The 26,382-nt window shown below is 61.3% G+C and carries 29 protein-coding genes and 1 pseudogene; 15 read left to right on the forward strand and 15 right to left on the reverse strand.

All coding sequences use genetic code 11. The features are described 5' to 3' along the window. The 5 genes from ACTJKJ_RS20330 to ACTJKJ_RS20350 form a co-directional block, all read right to left on the reverse strand. On the reverse strand, window positions 1-192 hold a 192-nt coding region (locus ACTJKJ_RS20330), incomplete at its 3' end, for a hypothetical protein (RefSeq protein ID WP_440821584.1). 1 nt (window position 193) lies between these two features. After that, window positions 194-1,129 carry a hypothetical protein gene (locus ACTJKJ_RS20335; RefSeq protein WP_440821586.1) on the reverse strand — a complete coding sequence of 312 codons (936 nt, stop codon included), beginning with the start codon at window positions 1,127-1,129 and terminating at the stop codon, window positions 194-196. A 140-nt stretch (window positions 1,130-1,269) separates the two neighbouring features. Then, window positions 1,270-2,022, reverse strand: coding sequence for an IS21-like element helper ATPase IstB (istB, locus tag ACTJKJ_RS20340; protein ID WP_440821588.1), 753 nt, complete (start codon window positions 2,020-2,022; stop codon window positions 1,270-1,272). Between the two features lie 29 nt (window positions 2,023-2,051). After that, on the reverse strand, window positions 2,052-3,557 hold the full coding sequence (gene istA / locus ACTJKJ_RS20345) for an IS21 family transposase (RefSeq protein ID WP_440821590.1): 1,506 nt from the start codon (window positions 3,555-3,557) through the stop codon (window positions 2,052-2,054). A 222-nt stretch (window positions 3,558-3,779) separates the two neighbouring features. Beyond that, window positions 3,780-4,046, reverse strand: coding sequence for a helix-turn-helix domain-containing protein (locus ACTJKJ_RS20350; RefSeq protein WP_440821592.1), 267 nt, complete (start codon window positions 4,044-4,046; stop codon window positions 3,780-3,782). Window positions 4,047-4,074: 28 nt separating this feature from the next. On the opposite strand from ACTJKJ_RS20350, the gene ACTJKJ_RS20355 reads away from it, so the two are divergent. The 3 genes from ACTJKJ_RS20355 to ACTJKJ_RS20365 all read left to right on the forward strand — a co-directional run bounded on the left by ACTJKJ_RS20355 (window position 4,075) and on the right by ACTJKJ_RS20365 (window position 6,165). Further along, a complete protein-coding gene (locus ACTJKJ_RS20355) occupies window positions 4,075-4,800 on the forward strand; it encodes a helix-turn-helix domain-containing protein (protein WP_440821594.1) in 726 nt (241 codons plus the stop codon). After that, window positions 4,797-5,342 carry a hypothetical protein gene (locus tag ACTJKJ_RS20360; RefSeq protein ID WP_440821596.1) on the forward strand — a complete coding sequence of 182 codons (546 nt, stop codon included), beginning with the start codon at window positions 4,797-4,799 and terminating at the stop codon, window positions 5,340-5,342. The genes ACTJKJ_RS20355 and ACTJKJ_RS20360 overlap by 4 nt, the downstream gene beginning before the upstream one ends. Before the next feature lie 64 nt (window positions 5,343-5,406). Next, window positions 5,407-6,165: a tetratricopeptide repeat protein gene (locus tag ACTJKJ_RS20365; protein WP_440821598.1), complete on the forward strand. Its 759-nt coding sequence runs from the start codon at window positions 5,407-5,409 to the stop codon at window positions 6,163-6,165. Between the two features lie 96 nt (window positions 6,166-6,261). Here the strand turns inward: ACTJKJ_RS20365 and ACTJKJ_RS20370 are convergent, their stop codons facing one another. Then, window positions 6,262-6,612 carry a hypothetical protein gene (locus tag ACTJKJ_RS20370; protein ID WP_440821600.1) on the reverse strand — a complete coding sequence of 117 codons (351 nt, stop codon included), beginning with the start codon at window positions 6,610-6,612 and terminating at the stop codon, window positions 6,262-6,264. A gap of 176 nt (window positions 6,613-6,788) precedes the next feature. On the opposite strand from ACTJKJ_RS20370, the gene ACTJKJ_RS20375 reads away from it, so the two are divergent. Beyond that, window positions 6,789-7,100 (forward strand): helix-turn-helix domain-containing protein, encoded by a 312-nt coding sequence (locus tag ACTJKJ_RS20375; RefSeq protein WP_440821602.1) that lies wholly within the window; start codon window positions 6,789-6,791, stop codon window positions 7,098-7,100. Here ACTJKJ_RS20375 and ACTJKJ_RS20380 read toward each other — a convergent pair whose 3' ends face one another. Then, a complete protein-coding gene (locus tag ACTJKJ_RS20380) occupies window positions 7,101-7,409 on the reverse strand; it encodes a helix-turn-helix domain-containing protein (RefSeq protein ID WP_440821604.1) in 309 nt (102 codons plus the stop codon). Between the two features lie 583 nt (window positions 7,410-7,992). Then, a complete protein-coding gene (locus tag ACTJKJ_RS20385; protein ID WP_440821606.1) occupies window positions 7,993-8,262 on the reverse strand; it encodes a hypothetical protein in 270 nt (89 codons plus the stop codon). A gap of 300 nt (window positions 8,263-8,562) precedes the next feature. On the opposite strand from ACTJKJ_RS20385, the gene ACTJKJ_RS20390 reads away from it, so the two are divergent. From ACTJKJ_RS20390 to ACTJKJ_RS20400, 3 genes are all read left to right on the forward strand, one after another. Continuing rightward, entirely contained in the window at window positions 8,563-9,303 is a 741-nt protein-coding gene (locus ACTJKJ_RS20390) for a toll/interleukin-1 receptor domain-containing protein (protein WP_440821608.1), read from the forward strand. Between the two features lie 194 nt (window positions 9,304-9,497). Continuing rightward, a complete protein-coding gene (locus ACTJKJ_RS20395) occupies window positions 9,498-10,106 on the forward strand; it encodes a hypothetical protein (protein WP_440821610.1) in 609 nt (202 codons plus the stop codon). Window positions 10,107-10,948: 842 nt separating this feature from the next. Then, window positions 10,949-12,571 carry a hypothetical protein gene (locus ACTJKJ_RS20400; RefSeq protein ID WP_440821612.1) on the forward strand — a complete coding sequence of 541 codons (1,623 nt, stop codon included), beginning with the start codon at window positions 10,949-10,951 and terminating at the stop codon, window positions 12,569-12,571. A gap of 75 nt (window positions 12,572-12,646) precedes the next feature. Here the strand turns inward: ACTJKJ_RS20400 and ACTJKJ_RS20405 are convergent, their stop codons facing one another. Both ACTJKJ_RS20405 and ACTJKJ_RS20410 read right to left on the reverse strand, forming a co-directional pair. Continuing rightward, window positions 12,647-13,402 carry a hypothetical protein gene (locus ACTJKJ_RS20405; protein WP_440821614.1) on the reverse strand — a complete coding sequence of 252 codons (756 nt, stop codon included), beginning with the start codon at window positions 13,400-13,402 and terminating at the stop codon, window positions 12,647-12,649. Window positions 13,403-13,553: 151 nt separating this feature from the next. Then, complete coding sequence (locus tag ACTJKJ_RS20410) at window positions 13,554-14,177, reverse strand: tyrosine-type recombinase/integrase (protein WP_440821616.1); 624 nt, start codon at window positions 14,175-14,177, stop codon at window positions 13,554-13,556. A 289-nt stretch (window positions 14,178-14,466) separates the two neighbouring features. Here ACTJKJ_RS20410 and ACTJKJ_RS20415 point away from each other — a divergent pair. Then, a pseudogene (locus ACTJKJ_RS20415) lies at window positions 14,467-14,547 on the forward strand (arsenate reductase ArsC); the annotation flags it as partial. Window positions 14,548-14,670: 123 nt separating this feature from the next. Here ACTJKJ_RS20415 and ACTJKJ_RS20420 read toward each other — a convergent pair. The 5 genes from ACTJKJ_RS20420 to ACTJKJ_RS20440 are packed head-to-tail and all read right to left on the reverse strand — an operon-like array spanning window position 14,671 to window position 21,063. After that, window positions 14,671-16,734 carry a GAP1-N1 domain-containing protein gene (locus ACTJKJ_RS20420; RefSeq protein ID WP_440821618.1) on the reverse strand — a complete coding sequence of 688 codons (2,064 nt, stop codon included), beginning with the start codon at window positions 16,732-16,734 and terminating at the stop codon, window positions 14,671-14,673. Window positions 16,735-16,742: 8 nt separating this feature from the next. Then, entirely contained in the window at window positions 16,743-17,600 is an 858-nt protein-coding gene (locus ACTJKJ_RS20425) for a TRAFAC clade GTPase domain-containing protein (protein ID WP_440821620.1), read from the reverse strand. Continuing rightward, the gene (locus tag ACTJKJ_RS20430) at window positions 17,597-18,646 is read right to left on the reverse strand and encodes a TRAFAC clade GTPase domain-containing protein (protein WP_440821622.1); all 1,050 of its coding nucleotides are present in this window, start codon (window positions 18,644-18,646) and stop codon (window positions 17,597-17,599) included. The genes ACTJKJ_RS20425 and ACTJKJ_RS20430 overlap by 4 nt, the downstream gene beginning before the upstream one ends. Beyond that, window positions 18,643-19,710 (reverse strand): GTPase-associated system all-helical protein GASH, encoded by a 1,068-nt coding sequence (locus ACTJKJ_RS20435; RefSeq protein WP_440821624.1) that lies wholly within the window; start codon window positions 19,708-19,710, stop codon window positions 18,643-18,645. The genes ACTJKJ_RS20430 and ACTJKJ_RS20435 overlap by 4 nt, the downstream gene beginning before the upstream one ends. Before the next feature lie 18 nt (window positions 19,711-19,728). Next, entirely contained in the window at window positions 19,729-21,063 is a 1,335-nt protein-coding gene (locus tag ACTJKJ_RS20440) for a metallophosphoesterase (protein ID WP_440821626.1), read from the reverse strand. A 615-nt stretch (window positions 21,064-21,678) separates the two neighbouring features. Between ACTJKJ_RS20440 and ACTJKJ_RS20445 the strand changes: the two genes are divergently transcribed. The 7 genes from ACTJKJ_RS20445 (at window position 21,679) to ACTJKJ_RS20475 (ending at window position 26,322) form a co-directional block, all read left to right on the forward strand. Continuing rightward, the gene (locus ACTJKJ_RS20445) at window positions 21,679-22,131 is read left to right on the forward strand and encodes a type VI secretion system amidase effector protein Tae4 (protein WP_440821628.1); all 453 of its coding nucleotides are present in this window, start codon (window positions 21,679-21,681) and stop codon (window positions 22,129-22,131) included. Then, a complete protein-coding gene (locus ACTJKJ_RS20450) occupies window positions 22,128-22,520 on the forward strand; it encodes a T6SS amidase immunity protein Tai4 family protein (RefSeq protein WP_440821630.1) in 393 nt (130 codons plus the stop codon). Before ACTJKJ_RS20445 ends, ACTJKJ_RS20450 begins: the two co-directional genes overlap by 4 nt. A gap of 160 nt (window positions 22,521-22,680) precedes the next feature. Continuing rightward, window positions 22,681-23,028: an H-NS histone family protein gene (locus ACTJKJ_RS20455; protein ID WP_440821632.1), complete on the forward strand. Its 348-nt coding sequence runs from the start codon at window positions 22,681-22,683 to the stop codon at window positions 23,026-23,028. A gap of 38 nt (window positions 23,029-23,066) precedes the next feature. Continuing rightward, window positions 23,067-23,471, forward strand: coding sequence for a hypothetical protein (locus ACTJKJ_RS20460; RefSeq protein WP_440821634.1), 405 nt, complete (start codon window positions 23,067-23,069; stop codon window positions 23,469-23,471). 140 nt (window positions 23,472-23,611) lie between these two features. Then, window positions 23,612-23,971, forward strand: a complete 360-nt coding sequence (locus tag ACTJKJ_RS20465; RefSeq protein ID WP_440821636.1) for a hypothetical protein — start codon at window positions 23,612-23,614, stop codon at window positions 23,969-23,971. A 181-nt stretch (window positions 23,972-24,152) separates the two neighbouring features. After that, window positions 24,153-24,746 (forward strand): hypothetical protein, encoded by a 594-nt coding sequence (locus tag ACTJKJ_RS20470; protein WP_440821638.1) that lies wholly within the window; start codon window positions 24,153-24,155, stop codon window positions 24,744-24,746. Further along, window positions 24,712-26,322, forward strand: a complete 1,611-nt coding sequence (locus ACTJKJ_RS20475) for a hypothetical protein (RefSeq protein ID WP_440821639.1) — start codon at window positions 24,712-24,714, stop codon at window positions 26,320-26,322. The genes ACTJKJ_RS20470 and ACTJKJ_RS20475 overlap by 35 nt, the downstream gene beginning before the upstream one ends. The last annotated feature ends 60 nt before the right edge of the window (window positions 26,323-26,382 follow it).

Raw genomic sequence — 26,382 nt, forward strand, 5'->3', positions numbered from 1 at the left:
GACAAGCGCCAACGGATCTGCCCAACCGATGCGGATGACCGGTGCTCGGGCGATGAGGTCGTTCATCGTGGCGAACCACTGCGGTATGAACTCCAGGCCAAGGCCTGCGAGCAGCAGCACTGCGACGGGAACGAACAGAAGAAGTACTTTGCGGGCTTGCTTGACGTCTTCGGCGATCACCGTGCTGCTCACTTCAGTATCTCCTGCAGACTGGGCACATCCAGTCCATCATCTCGCGCCCGATCTGATTGCTCTTCTCCCGCAACTTGCCAGCGATGGCGTCACGCAGATCCGACATCCAGGAGGCGCTCGTCTGGTTGATCTGGTAGACCCCGTTCGCTGTCTTCTCAGGAATCATTTTCAGGGCCTCGATGACCCGGCTTTTGACGTCGTACTTGTTGTCGAGATAGTTGATGTAAGTGGCAGCCACGAATCCCACAAGCACCATAGTCACCAACGGAGCGACCACCGCTGTCGTGGCGACACCCACAGCTGCCGCGGCGGCGTAACCGGCGAGTGCCCCGAGTCCACCCTTCACCGCCTCGACGCCGATGCTACCAACGAGGTCGGCCATGGTTTTCTCGTCCTTGAAGAGAAAATCCGTCACCTCGATCGTGGACGAAACCACGATGCCCAGCACGAAGCCACCCTTCACCATCCCTCGCAACCCCTTCATGCCTAGCCCGAACCTCATAACAGCCGGGTTTGATGCCAGGTATCGCGTTCCAGCAAGGAGAGGGCTCCTATGGGCAGGGAAGCCTTTCAGGATGATGTACGTGCCCTTCGGCGTGGTCTTCACGTAGCTGGTGATACCAGCAATGCCCAGGGCCGTGAAAGTCTTGGTGACTGCAAAAGCGTCAAGCGCACTCTGCGCGGTTGGGGTGACCCACGCTTCATTGATGTTGGGGTACAGCGTTTTTCGCCAGTACTGCCCGAAGGTGGTCTTGTCCAGGATTTGACTTAGCGACTCCCGCAGCTTGGAGTTCCCCTTGGACTTGTCGTGCAGGATGCCGATGTACTCGTCGATGGACAAGATCAGCACGTCCGCCTGATTTTGGTCCATGGAACGAGCAAGTTCCTGCGCGTAACCTACGGTATAGAAGGTACCCGCCAAAGCAGCGCCGCTCATAGTCTCTTCTCCCTTTAAGCCGGTTTAATTGTCCGGAAGGCAGAGGGGCGGCCATAGTGACCAAGGACACGGGGCATCGGTTCGCCTACCGGCTCGGCTCCCCGTTCCCGCCGACCGCTCGGAAGCGCCTTCGTCGACTGTTATGCGCGACCCGTCTGCTGTCGCCGCTTGGTCCGCAGTGATTCACCAGCTAGCTCAATGCGGTGAACGTTGCTGACGAGCCGATCCATGATCGCGTCTGCGACTGTTGGATTGCCATCTGCAAGATAGTCATGCCATCGCTTCACGGGCAGTTGGCTGGTCACCACCGTGGCCTTGTTGCCGGATCGGCTTTCGATGACTTCCAGAAGATCCGACCGACGCTCTGGAGTCAACGTGTTGATACCAAGATCGTCAAGGATCAAGAGGTCCAACTTGCTAATGGCAGCAATTCGCTTCCGGAACGTCCCGTCCGCATGCGTGATCGCCAATTCTTCCAAGAGCAGGGGCACCCGCTCAAACTTTACCGTCATACCGTGTCGACATGCCTGATTCCCCAAAGCGCAGGCGATCCAGGTCTTGCCTAAGCCGGTGGCTCCGGTGATGACTACGTTGACGCCGTGCCTGATCCAGTTGCACAAGGCCAGAGATGCCATCGTCGAGCGATCGAGTCCGCGCTTGGCCTCGTAGTCCAGATCCTCTATGCACGCTGGCTCGCGGAGTTTGGCGTTGGCCAGCAGTCGGCGCAGCCGTTTGTCGTCGCGGTAGGTCACCTCATGGTCGACCAACAGGCCGACTCGCTCCTCGAAACTCAGGTGGCCCGTTGTTGCAGATTCGGTCTGATGCGAAAAGGCATGCGCCATACCGAAGAGCTTGAGCTCGTTGAGCTTGCGGATCGTCTCGTTCGTCATCATCTAGTGAGTTCCTTGGTCCCCAGTTGACTTCAGTGGTAGTGCTCGGGACCACGAAGGTTCTCGTGCACAAAGTTGGCTTCAGTGACGCTCCCATCAAAGGTGTCCAGCCGATGCACCAGGATCGCCCGCAGGCTCGAGACGGAGGTGGCGCCGTTGCTGATTGCCTTTGCACAGGCGGCCTCAAGACGGTCAGTGCCGAACTCTGCGCTCAGCTTGCGCATTCCAAGGCCCAGTCGATATCCGGCCGTCTTGCCGCCGCTCGCGGTGAGGCGTTGCTCCACGAAGGACGTGGTCTGTGGGCCGATTTCTGCCGCCCATTGCAGTTCCCGATCCGGCGACCACAAACCGTATGCGTGCTCAGCCGGGGTGAGGTGCGCAGGATCGATAACCGGTTCGATGCCTGGCGTCTGGGCATGGCTCGCCACGCGGCGCCCACCAAAAAGCACCTCCACAGCGCCAGCGGTCACGCGAACGTCGACGACCTGCGACACAAACTTTGCCGGTACCGAATAGAGGCGACCGGCCACGGTCACCATCTTGTCCATCCCGACCCTAGCGCGGCGAAACTCGACATACTCGTACGGCGTTGCCGGCAGGCTGCGAAGATGCGGCCGATCAAGGCTGGCAAACGCGCTTGCCCGGCTGCCGGGCAACTTCTGGAACGGCCTGCCATTCAAGTCGACAAGCAACTCACGAATCGCGTCGTTGAGTTCGGAAAGGCTAGTGAACACCCGTCGGCGCAGGCGGAACAGGATCCAGCGTTCGACGATCAAGACATGCCCCTCAACCTTGGACTTGTCCTTGGGATGTCTAGACCGTGCCGGCAAGATCGTGGTGCCGTAGTGCTGCGCGAAGTTCTGGTAGCTATCGTTAATCAACGGCTCCGTGAGACTCGGCCGCGTTACCCCCGACTTCAAGTTGTCGCAGACGATGGCATTGGGCACGCCTCCAAAGAACTCCAGCATCCGCACATGCGCGGCGATCCAGTCTGGCAGCTTTTGAGACCAGTGCGCTTCAGCGTAGCAATAGTTTGATGCGCCGAGGACCCCGACGAAGATCTGAGCCCGCTGAACGCTGCCGGACGCCGCGTCATGTATGGCTACCGTTGGTCCGGCATAGTCCACAAACACCTTGTCTCCTGCTTGGTGGGATTGCCGCAGGTAGCTCTTCAAGCCGCGGCACCACTTCCTGTACAGCGCGCAGAAGTTGCTGCGCTGCATCCCATCAGGGTGGTCCCGCAGGTATTCGGAGTGCAACTGCTGGAGCGTTGCCCCGGGCAGTTGCATCTCTCGGTGGATGTCGGCCCAGTTGGGCTCTGGCCGTCGGGCGCGCGTCGTTGGTTCGACGGGGTACAGCAAGCGTTCAAGCTGCTCGTCGTTGATATCCTCTGGCAGCGGCCATGTGAGCCGCGCGTTCGCAGCTCGCAGAAGGTAGTCTCCAACCGCGTCGCGCGAGATGTCCAAGCTCGCTGCAACCGCACGGCGGCTCAATAGCAGGCTGTGAGACAGCCGCAGGACCTCCCGGATCTTGCGCACGTGTATTCTCCGATTGACCATCGTTCTTCAGCGGCCATGCGCCGCTTTGGATACCGAGACACGGGCAAGCCCACCCGCCAGCTACAGCCCTCGGCTCGACCTTGACAGTCCAAACGACGGATCAGAGAATCCAGTCTGAAGTCCCCACTTCACTGGAGTCACTCCCGTAGGCGGCCCGCAGTTTTCACTGCGGGCCGCTTGCGTTTGGGCGCCTGTGATACGTCAGTCCACAGGCACGGCGTTCCCTCCCACAGCATCCTCCTGTCGCCGTGTTGCCCGTCCACGTGGACGGAACGTATAGCGCTGGGGCCAGAGCTCGCCGGGGGTCGTCCCCAACAGCCTCGCCACATGGTTTGCCACCTCGAACGATGAACTGCGATCGTGGATGACGTTGCCTACCGCGCTGGCCGAAACCCCAAGATCTCGAGCAATGTCCGACTGACTGACGCCCAGCCGCTTGAGCCTGTAGGCGATGTCTATCCCGTCCATGGTGACAATCTCGTCAGTTGGATGTAGATTGAACGCAATCGGTAGATTGTCGTTCTCTATGGAAACAGAATATACGCAGAAGAGATCGTCAGCGCAAGACGTGCCGGGGCCCCTGGGGTCACTGCCGGCGCGCTTGGCGCAGGTGGTGGCTTACGCGGGCGTAAGCCAAGCAGAGTTGGCTAGGCGAGTCGGCGTCTCTGCGGGCTTCGTGAGCGATGTCCTGCGAGGCATCAAGCGGCCCGGCTTGGAAATGCTCATGGGTCTACGCGAGGCCTTTGGGGTCTCGGTAGATTGGCTCCTATCGGGCGAGGGAACAATGATCGGAGGCGCCGGCATTCGCCACGATCTATTCCGAGCGATCCGGCTGCAGATCTCTGTTGCCCGATCGGCGGTCATCGATCAAAACCCGATCGCCAAGGCCCTACTTCTCCTGATCAGGGAAGGTCAACTCGCCGCAGCGACGGAAGAGCCAGCTTTCAGGGAGTTGCTGGATCGTGTCTCTCCGGACGATGGTGATCTGGACTTCGCCGTCGAGCTGTACAACGGCCATCAATGGGCCACCGACCCGGTTTCGCAGCGCCGAAACTTGTTGGCGGCGGCCGTTGCCCACTTCGAAACCCGGAAACCCATGGATCCTCTAGCCGCCCTGACCGGCGTCGGTGACCGCGCGTCCATCGTCCAGTTGAACTCTGGGAAGGGGCAACGAGTTGCCGGCCGAGACTTCCATGATCATCGTGGCGGGCGCAAGCGATGAGTGACAGTGGGCAGGAGGTTGGTGCGCTCCAGCTAAATCTGGGCCCTCGTAGTCGAATAGCCGGCCGTGACTATTACGAAGGCAGGGTTCCTGATTCGATCAAGGTCTACCTAGCCACGATGCCATCGGATCAGCTTGATGAAGAAGCAATCGACAACGAGCGACTGTTCTATTACCGATTCGGCGTCGATGTGCCTCAATCTGCTCGCGAGCAAATGATCGCATTGAAGCGCCAGCACGGCCTGACCGACGCCGAATGTCGTTGGCTGCGGCGCTCGGGACAACTCCGCATCACGCGCGATGCTGCAAGACTCGTCCCAGATCGGCTGGTCCCTGCCGCGGCCTGGGTCTATGCGCTCACGTTGGCTTTCGCCTTCGTGAACTCCTTGTTGATCATTGGAATGTCGGACGCTCCGGCTTGGAAACAAGCGCTGGGGTCGGCCATTACCACCGCCCTGTGGCTCGGTGCCATGTGGTTCATCAATCGGCTTTTCTGGGCCCCGTGGCGATGGGTAAGAGGCATAGGGACCAACTCAAAGTGATGGGATTTGATCGAAGCGACACAACTCGGCGTTCCTCGCAGGCGAACACTACAAGTTCGAAGAAATGAACATGATCAGGAGATTCGTTGGGACTTTCGCCATCATTCTCTGTGGCTCGGCCATGGCCCAGGAAACCGATGAAGATTTATGGGCTAAGGCGACGCCCGCATTCAAGGCTATGGACTACGCGACAGCCGCTGCTGCTTATGTCAAGTTGGCTAAGCGTGGAGACCAAGACGCGATGTACTGGCTTGGTCGGCTTCATGAGCAGGGACTCGGCGTCAAGCAGGATAGGAGAAGGGCTCAATCTCTTTTCCGTGAAGCCCGAAAAAGTGGCTCCAAGCTGGCTCGCATCCGGCTGGCGGCCATTTACAGTGACTTCGAGGGCAGGATCACCTATCGTGCTGACGATGCTGTGGTTGCCGATTTCTTGAGTCAGACAATAAAGTGCTCCCAGATTGGGAGGTATGGCAGCTTGGAGGTCAGTGTCCTCGACGCGATGGGTATGCAGACCGTGGATTTAATTGGTGGCAAACTGCGCTTTACTTATGCGCTGACTCGAATAGCCGGCGGCAGTCTAGTCGAAGTCATTCAGCACAATATTCGAGAATCGGACGACAAGGAATTTTCTCCCGCGGAACGACACGTCTATAACATCACGCCTGCCGGATACGCATGGGCCGGCAGCTACGGCCTGGTTTCCGGCGCGCCGCTTCCATCATCAGTGGTCACGGATCCGATTCGCGCGCTGACCAGTCGGCCGGAACCGTTTTGCAATACCAAGGCAAGGTATTACGTTGAACCGGATCTGCCGAACGGTTGAAGCCCTGATCGCAACAGGGGACCGGACGTGAAGGCCTTGGGGGGGGGGGGGCTAGGCGATCCGCAGCCCGAGTCAACGCATGTCCTGAAGCAGGCGCTATACGGTACTGGCGCGGGCAGTGATCTCGCTCCAGATGGTATCGCTCACGTCGGCCGCATCGACCAGGCCGCTGCGCTCGGCGTTGGCTTGGATCAAGGCGCGCAGCAACTCCCCATCCTCCGGCGGACAGCACAACCGATATCGCCTGCCAGACGACGTGATACAGCAAGCCTTGGGAATATCGACCGCGACCACAGGTGTCGTAATGCGCATGGTGCCTGGCTTGATTTCGGCACTCAGGCGCGTGTCACCGCTGGGTGCGCGGAACATGCGCCAATGATGGAGGTCAACCTCTGGTTGCTGCGAGACTTGGGGGGCAAAGCGCTCGTTGAGAAAGAGGAATTGCATCCAGCATAAGGTCCGGGCGGCGGATCGCGCGTCGGACAAGAAGGGGTTCTAGGTTGCAACTAAGAAGCTTGGTTGCGGCTGAAAGATTCAGCAGTGCCTAGGTGGCCTCAGAGCAAGCGACAAATACGGCTTATATGCCGTGGCCTGGGCGGATCAGGGCGGAGATCCTCCGCGCCGTGTCCAAGAATGCCGTCGCTCCAGCAGCCAAACCCAAGCGCTCGACCTCGTTCGAGCCTGAGGTCGCGCGCGCCGTCGGCACCGTCATCCGAATCGTTCGGGAGGCTCGCGAGTTCTCCCAGGACGGATTCGCCCTGCACGCTGGGGTGGACCGGTCGTACTACGGCAAGCTCGAGCGCGGCGAGCGACAGCCCACGGTTGGGCTGCTGCTACGCATCGCCAAAGCGCTGGATGTGACAGGCGCAGAGCTCCTTGCCCAGGCCGAAACCCTGCTGGAAGATCGGCCGACGCGGCGGCGGGCACGTACCTAATCACGGACCACGGCGTCCAGCCTGCTGCAGCCGCTTCTGTCGTCGGCGCTCCGTGCCTGCAATGTCTCCCTCCAGACTCGAGTGCAGTTGCTTGGCGAAAGTGACAATGTCGGTGTCCATGGCGGCGAGCCAGACGACGAGCTCCGTGATGTCTAGCCGACGCTCTCCCGATTCGACTCGGCTCACGATGGCCTGCGACCGGCCCAGGCGTATCGCCAGGTCGGATTGACGCAGCCGCTTGGACATGCGCACATCGCGCAGCAGCATGAGGAAGACATCGTTGGGGCGGCTGTACAGGGACTTGTGCATGGCTGTCGAGCACGCTATCTCCCAGATGGAATATCCGGAAAGTGCATCTATTGGCCTGCGCGCCGATGCTTCAGATCACTTGAAGCTTGCCATCTCTCAAGAGGCGTCGAGAGAATAGCCGACGGCATATGTGCCGTATGAGGCCGTCCCATCTTCTTGGTCGGACGGCCGTGAACGACCCGTCGCTGCATGTGCCCTAGGGCGGTGCGCATTGCGCGGCCTTCCTGAGCCTTTCGATGATGTTTGTCTCGAGGCGAGGCATCTCGCCGCCGCCCAATATTGCCAGCGATGCATCGGCCCATGCCTTGTGGCGGGTCCTCGGCATGGTGGGATCCAGCAGGCCTTGGCTATGCGCATGGTTTGGCATGGGTGCCGGGTTAGATCGTCGAGTCGAGCAGGTCTTCGCATCCACTGGAGCCGAGCTGATGGGTCGACTCAAGACGTTCCCGCACGAGAAACTTTTCCAGCTGCAGTGCTACTCACCGCGGGACTGCGAGGGTGCTTGGAGCTGCCGGCGTGTGAACGCGGTCTGGAGCGCCAAGCGCGGCGCCTGGCCGGTGATCCTATACACGGATGACGCTGGTCAAGACTTCCTCATTGAAGGATATGAGGAGATCGACGCGCCAAGCAACGTCGATCCGCGATCTCGGCGTTTGGTTGCCCGCGTCGAGACTTCTTGGATCGGTAGGTGAGCCTGCCGCGCGACCGGGCGAGCTATTGGCTCAAGGGATTGCTCGCTAAACTGTACTGACACAGACTGCATCCGCTGCATCCGCTGCATCCGCTGCATCCGCTGCATCCGCTGCATCCGCTGCATCCGCTGCATCCGCTGCATCCGCTGCAGTTTCTTCATGCGAAGGGAACTGTATTGATGACGATGCGTATTTCGACGAACGTGAACACCAATGTTCGGCAACGTCAACGGTGAACTGGGCCACCCTGAGCAGCGAAAGTGGGGACACAAAGCTCTAACATATCCAAATGCCGGGGCCGAACGACTGGATCCGGCAGTAGCGTTGGCGCCTCGCTTGATGCCCATCGACTGAAGACGGGGTCAGGCTGGTCAGAGTCATTCAAGACCGGAAGCTTAGGTGGCCGGTACGATCTTCACCGCGCGTTCGCTAGACTGCTTCCATTTTCGGGAGGACATCACATGAGTAAGCCGTATCACGTATTTATTTCATACGCTACCGAGGACGAGCAATTCGCCAGCGAGTTAGCCAACGGATTGAAGTGGTACGGCTTGTCAGTTTGGTTTGCACCTATCGCGCTCAAGATTGGAAGTAGGCTGCTCGACTCAATCAATGCCGGTCTTATAGCCTCAGAGTACGGGCTGCTACTGCTCTCTCCGACGTACATTTCTAAGAAATGGACAAGCTACGAACTGGACGTTCTACACCGACAACACATTGAAGAGAATAAGAGGCTACTTCCTATTTGGCACGGTGTTGGCAAAACGCAGTTAGACAACTGGAATCCAGGTCTATCAGGCATCATTGCGTTGCGAAGCACCGACGGCGCGAGCGCAATCTCCAAAAAGATTGCGGACTTAGTCTACCAAGGGTGCCCTGTTGTTGGCGTCAATCCGTCCTATGAGGATCCGCAATGGCGATTTCTTCAGGGGCGTGGAGAGCTCTACGCGAATCACAGCGACGGTTCGGCATTCAACCTTTTTGAAGCCGCGTTGTTTCCAGACAACCACTTCCCCATATATGTGCACGAGCGCCCGCACAGTCGCAAGGATATTTTGCTAGCCGTAGCCAAAGCCGTGTTCTATGGCAGCTACGAAAAGCTAAGCCTGAGCGATGAAAAGCGTGAGCAGATGAAGGCGCTCTGCAAAGATTTTGGCTTTGATCTTGACCAGCCAAATTTCGATCCTGCTATCTACGGATAGTACTCTTACGTCCGTGCTTCTGCACCGGGAGACTCGCTCGCCCGCTGGACATCGGCACTCGTCGCCCTTGGCGGTGTAGATGAAGTCCGTCTTGTCGAAGCCGCCCTCGGCCTGCGCGCTTGGAGTCATAACCTTTCGCTCCAGCAGACGGCTTTGCCGCCCGCTTAGCTTTGACGTTAGATCTAACAATACCCATGCCAAGCGCACGCTACACATTCGGCTTTCACGGTTCAATGCACTTGTTGCGCCACGCTGGTGAAGTTCAAGCGGAGACAGTTGAACCGTTCTTCGAGAACGGCGACTGGCTGTACGATCCCGACTACTTCGAACAAATTCCGGCGCTCTTTGAGCGAAGGCAACAAACTGCGCTTGCAGGGCTAGAGATAGCAGGAGTTGTCGTTGGTTTCATTGGCACATGGTTCGCCAAGAAGATACTTGACGAGGTCTACGAACGGACACTCAAGCGCCCGATCGGCGCTCAACTCGACAAACTTTTCGAAAAGGTCGAGATCCCTGCTGAAAAGACTATCGAGTATCGCGATGTGATCTATCTAGAGGACATCGACCTTGTTGTCGTCATACGCGCGATTGCGAGTAAAGACGCGGGCCAAGCCATACAGAATCAAGTGATGCAGGCGCATCGCGTGGCCTATAGCTACATCGAACAACACGGACGCAAAGGGCCCATCCATTGTCACAAGATCATTGACGGCTCCATCACGGCCGTGCCTGAGCTTTTCTCCACACTGGAAGAGATAAACCAGCACGATCGTTCCCAGATCAGGCTGCTTGGTCGCAGGTGAACTTGGGCTCCGGCAGCGTGGAGGGCGGCTCACTCAAGGGTGACGCCCGTACGCCGTCGGCCTTCATCAAGCGGTGGCGCGAATAGCTGGCCGTGCCGGTGCGCCTGTCCAAACAGGTGATCAGCGTGGAGTTCGGCAAGTCCGCCAGCATCGCTCCATCCCGACTTGCCAACCACATCGAGGTGGCGGCAACGAGTTGGAATCAGTGGCGGGTTTGGACTGGAACGACTGGCGGGTTTGAACTGGAATTGGTGGCGGGTTTGGATCGGAACACGTGGCGGGTTTGACTGGAATACGCAATTAAGGGCCTGCAAGCAAGAGGCGCGGAACTGCCGGGCGGCTGAACCACCGCTATGAGCATGCTCACGCGAACCGGAAGTTCCCTTCACCATCGTGACGATCGTTGACCCCGAATCGAAGCCGAGGAAACTGCCTCCGCTCAAGCGCTACGTCGAAGACTTGGAAGTAGGCACCGAGAAACTCTGGCCCTGATAGGCAGAAGGTGCAATACTGAACGAGTTCCTGATAGTCCAGAGCAATGCACGGCAGCCCCATATCTGGTCGACTGCTTGACTCAGGAATCGGCTCTTCGTCCTCGTTCCTGATGACGAGCCGACTGGCAACGTCGGGGACCGCGAGCTTGGTGACTGCTTCCTGAGGCGCCGGGAGGTCGTGCCCGACCCAACTGCGACATTGGCGTGTTCGAGGCGGAAGCCGTAAAGCCGTCATTCGGTTCTTTCTCGAGTTCGACGGATAGCTGCGTTGCGTCTGCGCCGCAGGCCTCGAGCTCCCACTGATCGACAATCTCGTGATCACAAGAAAGGGAGGAACCTGTGGAGTGGTTGAAGCGCTTGCTCGGGCGCCCGACGTTGACCTCGGCGCTGACAACGGTGAACGGTTTCCCCGCGCCATGGGGCGATGACCGGCCCAGCCTATTCGGCTATCTTGCGAGCTTCCCGCTGGAGCCCGATGGGCGCCTGCCACAAGCCGCTTCAACGCTCCCCGACGAGGATGCGCTGGTCAGCCGCAGCGGCTCGAAGCTGCGTTGGGCCGCCGGCGCCCTGGACGGCATGTTGGGCCGCCACGTGCAGACCTCGCAGACGGCGTCGGTGGAGAAGGCGCTGCACATGCTCGAAGCCGCCTCGAACGCGCCCACGCCGGAGCATGTGAAGGACTTCTACGACCTGGTGAACGAAGGCGAAGTGCTGAGCCTGATCGATGCACTGCTGGATGCTGTGCGGGGTTCGAGGGCGTTGGACAGCGCGCGGCTTCACGCCTTCGCCCAGTGGCTGGCGCGTGAGAGCCCTGATCGCGCGCCGGTCAAGGTAGGCATCGCCCTCCTGGGACTGATTCATCCGCCGCAGGACACCGCGCTGCTGCTGCGGCTGGGTCTGCACGACGAGTTCACGCTGTATGCCACGGTTGCGCTGAGCAACACGCTGCCGCAGCCGCAGCGGGAGGAAGCGCTGTGGTCCCTGGCTCGCCGCGTGGATGGCTGGGGCCGCATCCAACTCGTCGAGCGCTTGTCCGGAACGAGCCGCCCCGACCTCAAAGCCTGGCTGCTGCGGGAGGGCTACAAGAACTCGGTCATGTACGAATACCTCGCCTATGCGTGCGCGACCGGCGGCGGGCTCTTGCACGCACTACAGGCCGACACCGTCGACGCGCCCCTGCTCGATGGCGCGGGCGAGCTGATCCAGGCTCTGCTGCGCGGCGGGCCAGCCCAGGACATCGGCGACTATGACGATGGTGCGCAGGTCGTGCGGCACTACCTCGAGCACGAGGCCGCGCGCAACGCTCCGCCGCTAACCAGCTACCTCGCCGTGTCCGACATTGCCGAGTTCGTGGACGACGAGCACCGGACCTGGGCACCAATGGAGGCCAAAGGATGGACGCTCGAGCATCGACGCAGCGTGCGCGACGCGGCCGCATCGATCCTGTCCGCGCCGCATTGGCGGGGCCTGGCCCTCGCGGCCCTGGATGACGACGATCGCGTCACATTTTGGGTGGCCAGCAAGGCCGCGGAGCGCATGGGGCTGGATACGTGGGAGAAGTACTTTGTACGGCAGCACGACGGGCACGGTGAGCATTGGTTCGACCTGATGCGAACAGACGACCCTGCGCGCGTAGGGCGGGTCATTGCACTGGCCCAGGCACAAATCGACCTGCGGGCGATCGCGACCGGGCCTTCCGATGCCGTTGGACTCGGACCCGAGTACCGGCAGCACACGGCGCTGGACTTCATCCTGCAGTCGCTTGGCGACTTCCCGGGACAGGGGTGGCCACTTGTCGAGGCGGGCCTACGCAGCCCAGTCATTCGCAACCGCAACATGGCGCTGCGGGTGCTGGCCGCCTGGGGCCGCCGGCAATGGCCCGAGAGCGCGCAGGCGCTGCTATCGCAGGCTCTGCGCGACGAACCCAACGACGACGTTCGCGGGCGCATCGCGGAGCTGCTGGCAACCTAGGGCATCGGCTGCCGAGGCCGCGGAGCTATCCCGAAACTGCGATAGTCAGATGACGGCTCTTGGCCGCACAGCCACTCAAAGCCCCAGATGATCGTAGAACCACTTTGCAGGCGCCGTTGTGGCGAGGACCGGCAATGGAAAGCAAGCAGCCAGCTCCGTAAGACTCGACGCGTTCGCGACGTCCGCGCGAAAGCGCCCTCCGGCTCCGGCTCGAATAGTTCTATCGCGCGTCAGAAGTTGGCCCCACAGCGGCATGCGCTGATACGGATGTTCTTTTAAGGCCTGCAGGCTCGCCAGATACCGCTTCGGGAAGAGACGCCGATAGCAGCCCAGGTTGTAGAGCCAGGAGGCGCCGACGATCTGCAAGCTGTCGTTCGTTGATACCTTCAGGTGCGCGAACAGCGCTGCAAGGTCGAGAAGACGCTGCCCTTGACTCTCTGCGGACAACGGCGAATCGAAACCTGCGACGTGAAAGTGGAGCCTTGCGCGATCGGCGGCGACCAGCTCATACGAAAAGCATCCCTCCGTCATGGCGGGCGTCGGCCCTGCATGAAGGTGAAGCCGTCGAAGGTGAACGGCCAGGGTCCATGCTGCGGGATCGAGAGCCGCCATGAGGCCTGCGAGGTAATTTCGCCACTCGACGTTGCTTACATCGAGCCGTGGTCCCATGGCGAGTCGAACGTAGATGTTCGTGTGGGAACCGACTGTCTCAGCAAGGGACCGGCCCGAGAGCTCCGCAACCTTCTTCGCAAAGCGAAGCTGCACGTCGAAAAATTCGACGTCGTACGCGTCACTCATCCATCCGGACGAGGTGGCGGGCATCAGCGACATGGCGGAAGCTTAGCTCGCACGAACATCGCCAGAGCAGATGCAGATCTATTCCCGCTCTTGGCCGGGACTACCTGTTCGGCCGTGCGCCACATAGCTGTCGTTGAAGGCGGCCATCCGGCGGCAGTGCCCAGGGTGACCGCCAGCGACAACGTCAGATCTCCGTCTGCTCAGAGATCTCGAGGGCATCATCGACCTCGATGCCGAGGTATCGCACCGTCGACTCGAGCTTCGAGTGCCCAAGCAGCAGTTGCACGGCGCGCAGGTTCTTCGTGCGTCGGTAGATCAGCGTCGCCTTGGTCCTACGCATCGAGTGCGTCCCGTACTCGATGCGATCGAGGCCAAGCTCGTCGACCCAGTGCCCGAGGATTCGGGCGTACTGTCGGGTCCCCAGATGCGGAGAGTCGTGCAGCCGGCTGGGGAACAGGAAGTCCTCTGGCTTCCGCCCGGCCAGCTTGATCCACGCATGCAAGGCGTCGCGGGCAGCCTGCGTGATCTCGAACTGCACCGGGCGCTGCGTCTTGTGCTGCATGACGACGGCGCGCGACGCCACCTGATCGCCATGGCACACGTCCCGAACCTTGAGTGCGACGAGGTCGCATCCCCGCAGCTTGCTGTCGATGCCAAGGTTGAAGAGAGCGAGTTCTCGCACCCGACCCTCCATCTGGAGCCTCACGCGCAGCGCCCAGATGTCCTTGAGCTTGAACGGCGCCTTCTGGCCGACGATCTTGCCCTTGTTCCACGGCTCGCGATTAGCGGCATTGCCTGTGGTTCCCATGATGGTCTCCCATCGAGTTAAGGGCCACACAGGATGCGCTCTCGACTGCGCGCGCAGACGCCTTGGCCCAGCTACCCAGGGGCGGGGGGCACACCGCGCTCTGCGGAATGTCAGCTTCCTGGAGTAGCCGCGAACTCACGGAGCCGGCCAAATGCCGTCGCTGAACAATGTCAGCTGTGGGGCGATCCAACAAGTTCCCAAAGCCGGGCCGCTACCGTGGGGTTCCGACTGGCTGGAGTAGTCTGGGCCGCCTCGGCGTTCGCGACTGCATCATGGGGCCCGCAGTGGCATCAACATCGTGGTGACCGTGTGCGATGCGGCAGCGGCCGAGCAGTGCCCGTACTGGCCCGGCAGTCCAGTCAAGGTGCATGGGTGTCAACCTGACATCGCCAGACGCTTACCAACGAGTAGAAAGGACATTTCTTCGATGCTCCGGCGCGCTGCCTTGACGGCATCGTCACCAGACACCGTGACCGGATCACGCTGTGAAAGCCTACTTCCACCACTTGGAGTGCTTCTCGACGTACGCCCTGACAGCCCGACTGCGTGACCTCTGCCTCGGGTCGGCCGATTCCACCATCACCTCCTCAACCCATTTGAGATAGCGCTTCCCGCCCCAATGCTCCCAGGTGGCGTCGAGGATCATTGAGAAGAGGCCATCCGTCGACGCCAGCGCCACGTAGTCCTCAGGGGCAACTGGTGTGTCGACACACCGCTTCACCAGGCCGAGCCTGAGTCTGAGCGCGACATCCCACGCATCTGCCGTCCGGACCCACGGAAGGCTGTCACGCAGATGTTGCCAATTCGATGACGCTAGTGCTCCCGCAGTTGCAGCTCCGTGCAGTGATTCGAAGGTCAGGCACAGCAGCGGTCCAACGCTTCTGGACCGCCAGCTCATTGCCCGTTGAAACCCGTAGACCAGCAACTCGATGGGCAGTTGACCAGCTTGCTGCTTTACAGCCGTCAGCGCGACTAGCCAAGGGTCAACGCCGTAGTCGTTGGGCACCACATCTGGAGCAAGTTCAGCCGCGATGCAAGCGACCAAGCGCGGATTCAGCGTGGGCGCTTGCGCCAGGAAGGCTGCGACTGCATCGGGTTGCCTGCAGGCCTCCGCGATCCACTTCCGCAACTCTTTGGCATCTCCTCCCTCGGACATCAATTGCTGAATGCAAGTGAGCACCGCATCCGGTCCAAAAGCCCGGACGATTGACTCAATGGACACTTCGTTGTGTAGTCCTTGAACGGCAGCGGCAAGCTGGCTTCCGGCGTGCAGTTCGACACCGGCTTGCTGGACATCAGATGCTCTTGCTTGGGTTCGACGCCAGAACTCGCTCATTTCAGCAAGGTCTGGTCGGATGGATAAAAGCGGGGGCCACCAGCTCGTCCCCGGCATCATATTGTCCACAAGCAGGGCAGCGTCCAGCTCCTTGACCGTCGCCCGCATCGCAGCTTGCACGGCCGGGCGCTCATCTTCGACTAGTTCTACGAGCGTCCCCGGCGCCACCTCGAGCAAGTGCCCAGCCAGCTTCCAGCCGTGGGCAACGAGTTCTCCTTCTGCGACCAGGTCCAGGTTATCAACGACATAGTGCAACTCTGAATCGTTGAGAACATCAGCCCTGGACAGGGCGCGGGTCGCAACCATCTCCTTCGCCGCCTTTGACCCGGACAGTGTGGCCGGGACAGTCACCAATGCGATGGCATCGGCCACGGCAGTTGGCCCGCGCCGAGCAAGCGTCGCCTGCAGCTCGCAAATGGCTCGCATGGCTTCGCGGCCACCAAGAACGTCTGTGCCCAGCAGCCTCAGTACCTCACGGAATTCGGAGGCATCCGGACGGCGAGCATAGTCGACGAGTTGCGCAAGCCAGGGTCCAGCGGAAATGGAAGTCGCTTCAACCCCCTCCGTGCTCCGGGAAAAACGCAATCGGGAGACCGATTCGCCGCAAAATTGGAGGTCGAACAGCGCACCTTCTTGCGAGCGGTCACGAGTAGTCAACGTACAGAACCGGAAAGAACGCCTAAGCCGCGGCCACTGTAAGTCCCACAAGCGCAGTACCACGTCGTCCACCTGCGCATCGGTGGCTCTGCGAGCCCACACTTGGTCATGAGGCTGCTCGTACAACGCAGTCGCGAGCCGTGCGAACACCGGCACCTGGCTCGACGTCAGCGCCCAACCGCTTGCTAATGCGTTCGTGAAGTGAAGAGCGCCTCCGTAGACACGGGCTGTGTCGATGGAAGGTGCCTTGAACAGCGAAGCGAGCTGTGACGGACTATCCAGCGTCGCCAAGTCGGCGAACTCAATGAACAGCGTATGCGTCCACACGCAGCCTGGTCTCGGCATCTCGGGCGCTGGCCAAGTTCGGGCGAGCGCGTATAAGCCAGATTCCGGCAGTGGATAGCCCGTCAGGTAGGAGATGCCCTCCGCGGTGACGCCAGACCCGGACGCGTCGCTCATCACCAAGACGAGGCGCGCGTCGTTCGGGGTCAGTTCTGCAGAGCACGCAAACTGTCGGTGGCCCTCTGAATAGCCGTGAAGTGCCTGATGGACGATGATTCCCACAACCTGCCTCAGGCCAGCAACCACTGAAGCGGTTCCGTTAGGTCGTGTGATTGCCCTTCGGCGGAGACCACTGTAATGCGCTCGGAGGGGACGTCCATCTCGCGAATGCGCTGGGCCTCCTCCTTCGGAGGCTTCCCGGTCTCGTCGTAAACCCCGCCCTGGGCGCTAACCCCGAACACCCTGACCGTCCAGGCTTTGTCAAGTCCGTGGGACAGGTACTGGCGAAGCAAGGGCAGGTACGCCGTCAGATAATCATCCGGCGACATCCCGGCGCCTGCAGCTCTATCCCACGCGGACAAGACGATGGCAACGCTGCGTGCGCCTGTTTCCAACGGTGGCGCCTGCAACGATTGCAGGAGATCGACGACCTTGACCTGCGTGGGGGCCATTCGAGCATTCCATGGCACAGGCTTGCCGGGTTCCTGCGGAAGGCCTACCGCCTCAGCATCTTCCGCGTCGTCCGCGATCCAGCCAGGCGCCTTGATCTTGTCTGCATGGATAAAGAGCAACACGTTGGCGCTGCGCAGTGATGCCGCCACCTCGGGTGCACACTCGCGCGCTTCCCACATCTGCTGGAAAGACTCGCCCGCCAGGTCGGGGAACGACAACTGAAACTCAGGAGCAGCGCCGTTTCGCAGAGACATGGTCACTGTGCGGTCGCCTGCATGCAGCGTCCGCTCCTGGACCTTGGCGCGACGCCACGATGCAGCGATCTCGTTGAGATGCGCTGATTCGCCAGCCTTCAACGATACGAGGCTCAAGCGAGTCTCGACCTCATCGGACGTCAGCAGATGCCACAGAGCGGCCAAGAAGGTTGTCTTTCCCGAGCCAGGAAGCCCCAGCACAACTATGTCGTGCACGGTCATGTGCCTGCCCTCGCAGTCGCCAGCAATGGAAGCCTTCCGAAGGCGCGTTCCTTTAGCACCTCTCGCTGCTCAATGGCCGCAGGTACATTCCTGGCGGGATCAGCCATCCAATACCGTAGCAGTTCGTGCATGCCCTCTCCGCGGTGGGCATTAGTGGTCTTCGGCGAGGCGGCGACGATGAACGACTGGATTTCAGCGAAGTTGGAAGCGCAGTCCTCCCGCACCCTTGCCACGAGTGCCTCGAAGTATCCTAAAGCGCCGTCACGTCCCGCTTCGTCCTTGCGGATCGCGTCGAGCTTGGTAAGCACCAGGGCTAAGCGCTGCCAAGGCGGAGCGACGCCAGCCTCGACGAACGCCCGCAGGGTGAGGCGAACTTCGGCGCGCACTTGGTGGCGCTCGCCGGCGTTGAGCAGTTTCGCCCCATCCACGAGTACCGTGAGCACGTCTGAGCGCTTCAGCTCGGGATAGGCCTTAGCGCGGTCCGGCTCGTCCTGCACCATGGTGTATTCCTCGCCTGCGCGGTTGCCGAAGAGTGCTGCGCGCTTGGCATCGCAACCTTCACCAACTAAATCAACGTGGAAGAAGAGAACCTCTCCGCGCTCGGTTCGCTCCATGTGAGCCTCGCTGCGCTCGGAGTCACGCCTTGAATCGTGGCAGGCGCGCTCGAACGAATGCATCGTGGACGAGCCGGCGAACGCGTATCCGCCCACAGGCCCGCGCTGCAGCAGGTCATAGATGCCAGCGATCAGACTGGTCTTGCCGGAATCGAATGGCCCGACCAGGGAAACCACGTTGCACGGACCATGCCGCAGCAACGAGGTCGCTTCGCTGATGGACAGCGATTGAGCGTGCGGCAGGCGAAGGCCTGGGACAGACGACTTAGGGGTCGAAGTTGTACCCGGAACGATGACCAATGCCTTGCCGAAGTGGGGACAGGCGGAAGCTTCAGGGAAGCCTTCGAGACAACGGCCGCCCGACGCGATCTTGCAGTCGGGGTTCGCGCACTGTGGCCCGGAGTCCTCTTCGACATCTTCCATCGTGGTCATCCCAAGGACACCTGCAGCAGTTCTCGGTAGAGCAACTCGGCCAGCGTACGTGCAGGCAACGAAGCCGTCGCTTCAACGCCGGTCACGGTGGCCCATGCCGAGACCCATGTGTCCTGACCATTGACTTCTTGCCTGCGCCGGACGGCTTCTAGGATGGGCGTGGTGGTAGCCGACACCTTCCCTGCCTTGTCTTCCGGCAAGACCCGCCCCAACCATTCATGAGGGAAGCCTTGCACCATCGCGGGAATGGACAACTGAACGACGTCATCCACGCCTGCACGGGACAGCAGGGAGGGCAATGCTGTCGGGCCGGGAAGCACCTTGGTCAAGGCAGCCAGTTCCACTGCGATGACGATGGGACGGAACTCAGACCGAACTTCCTCGAAGGTCTGATCGAAACGAGTGCATCGCCCGCCTTGGAGCCACCAAAGGATGTCGAGTTCCTCGTCCTGAACCTTGACATAGCCCTGCACTGCAGCCTCGAAGGCACGCTGCCGGGTGGCCATCGCCGTCAGCGTCTGGCGACTCGCGCTGGCGAGTGCCTCGATAGCTGCGCGGACAGTCGCGATGTTGCCGTCCTGAAGGGCGGCGAGGTGCACTGCGATATCGAGCTGAGGATTGACCAGTTTCTGCTGCTCGAGCGGTGGTCGCCGACGCGCGGTCTCCGCGAGATAGTTCTGGGTGGCGATGGCCAAGCCTACTAAATCCATCGGTTGCGTCAACGTGCGCAGGCCTGCGCAGAAAGCGCCAGTTACCAGCGCTGCAGCCTTGCCCGCCTTTGCGTCCTGCTCTTCCAAGATCATCGCCAGGGTCACTGCTGCCAGCAGCGCCGCTTCCTCGTCCATCAGGGCTGGTCCGGCCTCGGCGAGCTGGTTGCGCACTTGGCCGGCTTCCGTGGACAGGTTCTGCATCTTTGTGCGGAACGCAAGCCGCACCAAAACCTCGAGCGTCGTCATAGACGGGCTCCGCGATGCGGCCTGGATAGCTGCATAGCGTTGCGCGCGAACTTCTGCGTTCTCGGCGAACTCCATCCCGCCGTACCAACCGTTGAATTGCTCCTGCACAGCTGCTCCCCTGCCTTCTTAGTGAGTGTTTTCGACGCGTTCGATTTCGGTAGCCAACTCAGCCAGGAGGCCGCGCGCCGCGGCCTCTTTGAACGCCTTCTTGTAGCGCTCAGGCTCCGGAACCTGCAGATCGGCTTCCGCAATAAGGCCGAGCTTCAACGTGATTTCCCGGCGCTCGCCGATGGATAGGTCCCAGAACCGGTAGATGAGATTTCGCATGGACGGGCCCTGCATTTTCCCCTCCGATTTGGGCTCCAATGGCGCTACCGCTGCAGCCTCATGCGCGGCCTCGGCCACCTGGGTCGCATGGAACTGCGCAACTGGTGGCTTGACCTCGGCAGCCGGCGCCCTCAATGGGGCCATGTGAGGCAGCGCCATGCTGTGGGTCCAGACCTCCTGAAAGCGGTCCTGCCGCAGCGCCACGAACATGTCCGGCGACTTCTGAAAATGGCGCACGTACGCGCGCACGTCTAGGGTCCGCCCCATGCCTTCGCCCCGCACCGTGACGTTGAGCAGGTTGTAGCCGGGCTTCCATTCCCGCTCGTTCATGTCCGGGTTCACCGCTCCGGCCTGGAATCGCATGTAGGTCGGCGTTGGCGTGCATCGCTGCCGATGCTCATGGCCGAAGAACTGCAGCTTGGCGCGTTCGTTGACATTGTCATCGGTATCGTCTCGATCGGCGAACCACGAAGGCGGGTGGTGGCAGAGCACCAAGTTGACTACGTCCTGCTCGGGGTTCAGCACCGTCTGGAGACGTCCCAGGTAGAGGCGACCGGGGGCATCATCCCGCTCACCCAAGCCAGAAATGAGTGTCGAGGTGAGTCCGAAAAGACGGAGCCGGACGCCTCCACCGAGGTCAACTTCGTCGGTCCAGAACGGTGAACCGGGGTAGACACTACAGTCGAAGCCCGCAGCGAACTCGTTGTACGCGGCCAGCGGCCGGAAGAGCGACTGCCCCACATCGGCATCTGCCAACTGCCGCTTCATCACCGACTCGCGAGCGTCTGGGTGCGCCGCGGCAATGGCATCCTGAGCGTTCGAAATGGCCATCGAGCTGGCGCACACGACTCGGTCGACGTCGTGGTTCCCGGGCACGACGTAGATGCCCTCTGGGGGGCAGCCGCACTGCCGAGCCAGCTCTAACAGCCACGCGCGGGCGACCCTGTATTCCGCAGGGCTCCCCTTAAAGGCGATGTCGCCGCCTACGAGGATGGCGTCTACGGAGCCTCCCTCGCGGCACAGTTCCACGACGTCCTGCGCCAAAAGGGTCCGGTAGGGTTGGTGTACGTCAGTGGCCGGGTTCTCGCAGTCGGGGGTTCGAAAGTGGATATCGGACAGGTGCAAGAGGCGCATCTGGCCATCTTAACTTTCGCATACGAGTGGCCCAGCCGCACATACCAGGAAACTTGCTGATCGGGACTATGCAACTCGTTCATGTTCGTGCCGGCCGATGTCAGAGGATCAAGAGCACACGCCCCACAAACCGGCGACCGACAGCTTTCAGCGGGCAACCTCGCGATAGTGAACGACCGCACCGGGTCGGGCACGACCTCCCGACGCCTCATGAAGCAGTCACCAAGCTCGCGGTCCCCGACGTTGCCAGTCGGCTCGTCATCAGGAACGAGGACGAAGAGCCGATTCCTGAGTCAAGCAGTCGACCAACCCGCCCGGAGTTGAAGGTCAGCTTGGTGCCGCCGCCGACATACGTCAGCTGGAATCGAACGGCAGCAGCCAGCCTAAACCGGCCAGCCCTGACCCGGTCAACTTGAACCGGCACAGGTGGTCAAGTTGAGCGGGATCCGCACACGGTTACGTCAAGGCGTGACCTTCGATTGTTTTCAGGTCGGCGTTGCCTTCCCACAATTCCTAGGATGTGGCCGAAGTACGAAGCGACTCCGGGCATCTGCAGGACAACTGGGGAGCTTTTACGTGACACGACCATCATTCAACAGCGCCTGGGCTGCCTTCATGGCAGTCCGCGTCCCGGTGCTCGAAGTGGGCAAGAAGATTGGTGGCAACGTTCAGAAGAACATCGAGCTACCTGAAGGCGGCTTCCGCAATGCCTGCCCGATCCGTATGAGCTACGTGCTCAACAAGACCGGCTTTCCAATCCAGAAGAGCCGCCTGTACGCCATGGTCAGCGGCGGCGATGGGCAGCAATACCTGTACCGCGTAGCGGACATGATGACCTACATGGAGAAGACGTTCGGGCGGCCCGACAAGACAGCCAGAGCTCCAAAGGAATCCGACTTCAAGGGGATGAAGGGCATTATCGTTGTAAAGGGAAGCGGCTGGGGCGATGCCCGTGGTCACGTTACCCTCTGGGACGGCACCAAGTGCTCCGACGTTTGCCACCTGATGCATGACCCTGATAACGGCCCCTTCGTTCCGGAGACGGCCTCCATCTGGACCCTGCGATGAAAGCTCTCCTGCTCGGCGTCACGATCCTCTCATCTGCCGTATGCGCGCAGCCGGCCCAGGCCCCGACTGGGAAACCCATGGCCGCCGCGACCGCCAGCTACTCCCAGAAGACGTTGCTCAAGAACTGGGCCGTCAGCGTGTGCTTGGCCAAGGTGGCCAAGACCCCGGAGGCCAAAGAGGATGCGAATGCGGCCGCCAGCGCATACATGGAGTTCGGGAAGCAGCCCCTCGAGGCGTATGAACTCCTGCGCGACCTCGCCGACACCTACTCGAAGCGCGTCTACGGTGGGGCCGTCCAGTCGGAGTTCAATACCATGAAGTGCATCGACCTGATGCACAGCAAGGAACTCGAAACCCTCACCACAAGGCTTGCCAAGCAGTCACGGTAGGGCCTGACCCTCGGGCAGCGCAGCGCCTGCAGCTCGCCCGCGGAGTCTTCGTGCGGCCAGCGTCCTGTTTCGCGCGCTCAACCAGCTCAGTGTTGGCAAGCAGGCGGGTGCTCGTCCGTCGCGGCTACGATGCAGCGGACCTAACCCTCTCAGTATGCGAATGACCCAAGTCGATGTCTCCCGCCTCTCATATACCGAGCTTGTTGCTCTGCGCAAGCAACTTGACCGTCAAATTGACGAGAAGCGCGGGGAGGAGCTGAAAGTTCTCGTCGATGGTTTCGCCAAGAAGCTCGAGGCAGCTGGGTTCTCTGTTGCGGAGGGTGTTGAGGCACTCGCACCCTATCTAGGGGCACCAGGTAAGCGCGGGCGCCATGCCAGCTCGGAGGCCCCCGTGCTGTACCGTGACCCCGCGAATCCGGCTAACACCTGGTCCGGGCGCGGCCGCGCTGCGAAGTGGTTGGCCGACTATGAAGCGCAAGGGCGCGATCGACAGGAGTTCAAGGTCTGAGCGTTTCGCGGTTACGTCCACCCTGATTGGAGTGCGGTATGGCAGTCTGGCAGTTCGATTTGGATTTCGAGCACGCTGATGACGGGCGCGACCTCTCCGCGGTGACGACCGAGTTGTTGGTCGTCCAACTCGCCGAGTTGATGGGCCCGAGCCACCTCATGCTGGAGGGGTGGCGCTACTTCGGGGACAAGCAGGGCAACCGCGTCGACGTCAACATGGGTGACGGCGGCACGTCACAGGTGCAGGCCAGGGTGGACGCCAGGGCGTCCACGACGGACGAGTTCATCGTCCATGTGTGTGCAGCCGCCAAGGTGGCGCGCTGCACCCTGGCAAGTGACGAACTGAACGGCAGTTTGGAGCCCGACCCAGCCGCGGTGCGCTCCGCGCTTCAGCGCTCCATCGCCTGGCGCTACGCCCTGGACCCGGCGTCATTCCGCCGCTAGGTCCGGTCGAGCGCTTGTAGGTGGCCTCGCAGCTCTCGGCCTAAACCGGCCAACCCTGACCCGGTCACCTTGAGCCTGCATCGGTGGTGAAGTCGACCGGCTTCCGCAATCGCGGGCCGCGGCATGGTCGATCCGGTTAAGTGAAGACCTTGGACAGCGGCCTCAACGTAGTCCTATTTCCGCGGGCTGCCCGCGTGGAGTCCGCTGATGTGCAATTCAAGGCAAGCGTGCAGGTCTGGGAATACGAGGATGACGGCCCGGGCCACTGGCTGAGCCCCGTGCTCGAACTGCCTCCCCCTCCGCCTCCCGAGGGCGCCAGCGAGCTGCTGGATCGACTCCTTGACCAGCCGAAACCTGATTGGCCGCCGACGCTGCGGATCGAGATGGAGGAGATTCGAGTTCACGAGGTGCGGGGAGTCGAAGTGCGGACGACATCGCGCGACGTCGAGGTCAGGCAGGGCGTGCGCAGGTTCGCACCGTCGGGCGCGAGATACGAATAGGACGCCTGGCTGATGCCCGGCGCTCCCTGGCCCCGCAGCGCCGAAGAGCGTGCATGGTAGAGGCTCAGCCGGCGCCGCTGGTCCAGGTTGGCTGGGACCCTTCTTGTCCGCGTCGAGGACGCGGATGTACGCGATTCGAGCGCGCGTTCGGAGCGCTCTTCGCTAACTACACTCGACGCTGATGCTGCCCGATCTGCCCGCGATCAAGACCGAGCTCCGAGACATTTACCTGGCGTACGTCAGCCGGCGCAGTCATGCGCAGCTCGGAATGCTCAGCGAAGCTCCGCGGCATGTCATCCATGAGGGCACCACCATGAGGGTCATGCGTGCAAATGGAGATGTCGAGGACAGCGGGATGCAACAAGCGTCCGCAGAGATTGCCATCGGGGACCAGGCTCAATCCCTGTCCTACGAGGAGCGGATGCGAATACTGAATGACCTAGCGGACCAAATGGCTAGGCAGATGGCTCAAAAGCTGTTCACGTCACTGAATGAAAGCTTGGAGCGTGCCGGTCAATCTGTCGATAACCGTGGGCGACCTTTTGACGCTGAAGCCATCCTTCGCATGCTGGAGCGAATGGAGCTCGACTTCAATTCTGACGGCAGTCCCAGAATGCCGTCGGTCCAGCTCGACGAGAGCATGCGAGCAGCGTGGGACGGTGCGATGCAGCAGCTGGAGAACGATCCGGTCTGGAGGTCGCGCCTCGAGCAACTGGTTGCGGAGAAGAGGGCGAATTGGCGTGATCGAGAAGCTGCTAGAAAACTGGTTGGATAAGGCGAGCGAGCGAAGCTATCAGCCAGTGTTTGTGCAGATGCTGGTGGCCGAGGGCTACCGCGTGCTGCACAGCACGAGGCATTGTCTCCTCGAGTTTGGTAAGGACATCCTCGCGGTAGCGCCTGATGGCGTTGGGTGTGCTTTCCAGTTGAAGGGGCACCCTGGAGGGCGCCTAAAGGTCGCAGAGTTCCGTACCGACATCCAGCCGCAGCTCGTGCAGCTGATGGGCCAAGCTCCGGCATACCCAGGCTTTCCTTCGGGTGCCCATCGCTCCTATCTGGTGAGCAACGGGCAATTCGAAGAGGAGGTTCAGGTGGCGGTTCGTGACATGAACCAGTCCCCCTATCCATCCAAGGCCGAGCTGTGGAGCCGCGGGCACCTTCTTGACATGTGCAAGCAGCACGGCGAGAGGCTTTGGCCGAAGGAGCTGGAAGACAGCAGGTCCTTGCTTGAGCTCTACATGCTCAACCCACGGGGCATGTTCCCAGTCGAGCGATTCGACGAATTGCTGACGTCAGTTCTTGGGCTCGGCGATGACGTAGAGCCCTTTGGGCGTCCCGAGGCCATCCGAACTGCAAGCAGTGCGGCTTGGGTCACAGGCATCGCTGTCGCCGGGTTCGCAGAGGCCCAGAACCACGCTTCCGTAGCCCTCGCATGGGCGCAGTGTTGTGTCTCCTTGGTCGGTGCGGCCGAGAAGCATCTGGCCGGTGAACTGGCGCCTATTGCGAGTAGCTTCGACCTGGCTGAAGCTGCGCTGCTCGACTCGTTGGCCGCGCTGTGGGAAGAGCTGCAGGGGCGGACAAGCCTTGTCGAGGGCGATCCCCTGGCCGACCGGGACATATTGGGTTGGCGCGTCACGACGCTGATGGGCCTCATGGCCTGCTTGGCCTTGGCGCAGCGGCAGCACGCGGTATTGGCGGCATCGTCGAGCGCAGCTCTCGACACCTGGCTGAAGACCCCGCGACTCATCGACGTTTGGGGTGAGGGCGCGGCAGGCGCACTACTGCCGTGGTGCGTGTGGCTTCGGACCGCGGACGCTACCACAAGGCCTGATGATGAAATCAGGGCGTTTGCCGGGTACTTCATCGAGGCGAATCAGGACGACGCGCCGGCACCGCTTGCCTCACCGTATTACCTGGGCGAAGCCGCACTTGGTCTGAGGATGAGGCTGCCGAAGCATCGCCTGGGTTTGCAGGAGACCTTCCAGGGCAACGCCTACATGGCTGTGCCTTCTCTGCATTTGCTCGTGCGTACGGGCCTGAAGCAGGCGTGCAGAAGACTTTGGGCCGACTTCACGAGGATTGGGCATCGAGGCGTGCAACTGGTGTCTCGCAGCGACTACTGCAGATTCAAGGTTCGACGCGGAGTGGAAACCACGCGGATGTACCCCAACACCTATGCTTGGGCAGACCTCAAGCGCGATGCGCTTGATGGGGACGGTACAGGTATGGTCCCAGCGGCGCTGATCGCGAGGCCGTGGCTACTCGCAGCGTGGTGGCAGGTCGCGCCCCATCGTCTCGATGCAAATGCGATTCGCCTGTTCGCGGACGCGGTAATCCCTGGATGGGGCAGTTGATTTTCGTTTTAAGTGTTCGGCGGCGGCGCTGGGCCAGGTTGCGTTGGACCTTGGGTCAAG

Origin of the sequence: Roseateles sp. 22389, from assembly GCF_052044995.1 — a bacterium.
Lineage (GTDB): Bacteria > Pseudomonadota > Gammaproteobacteria > Burkholderiales > Burkholderiaceae_C > Roseateles.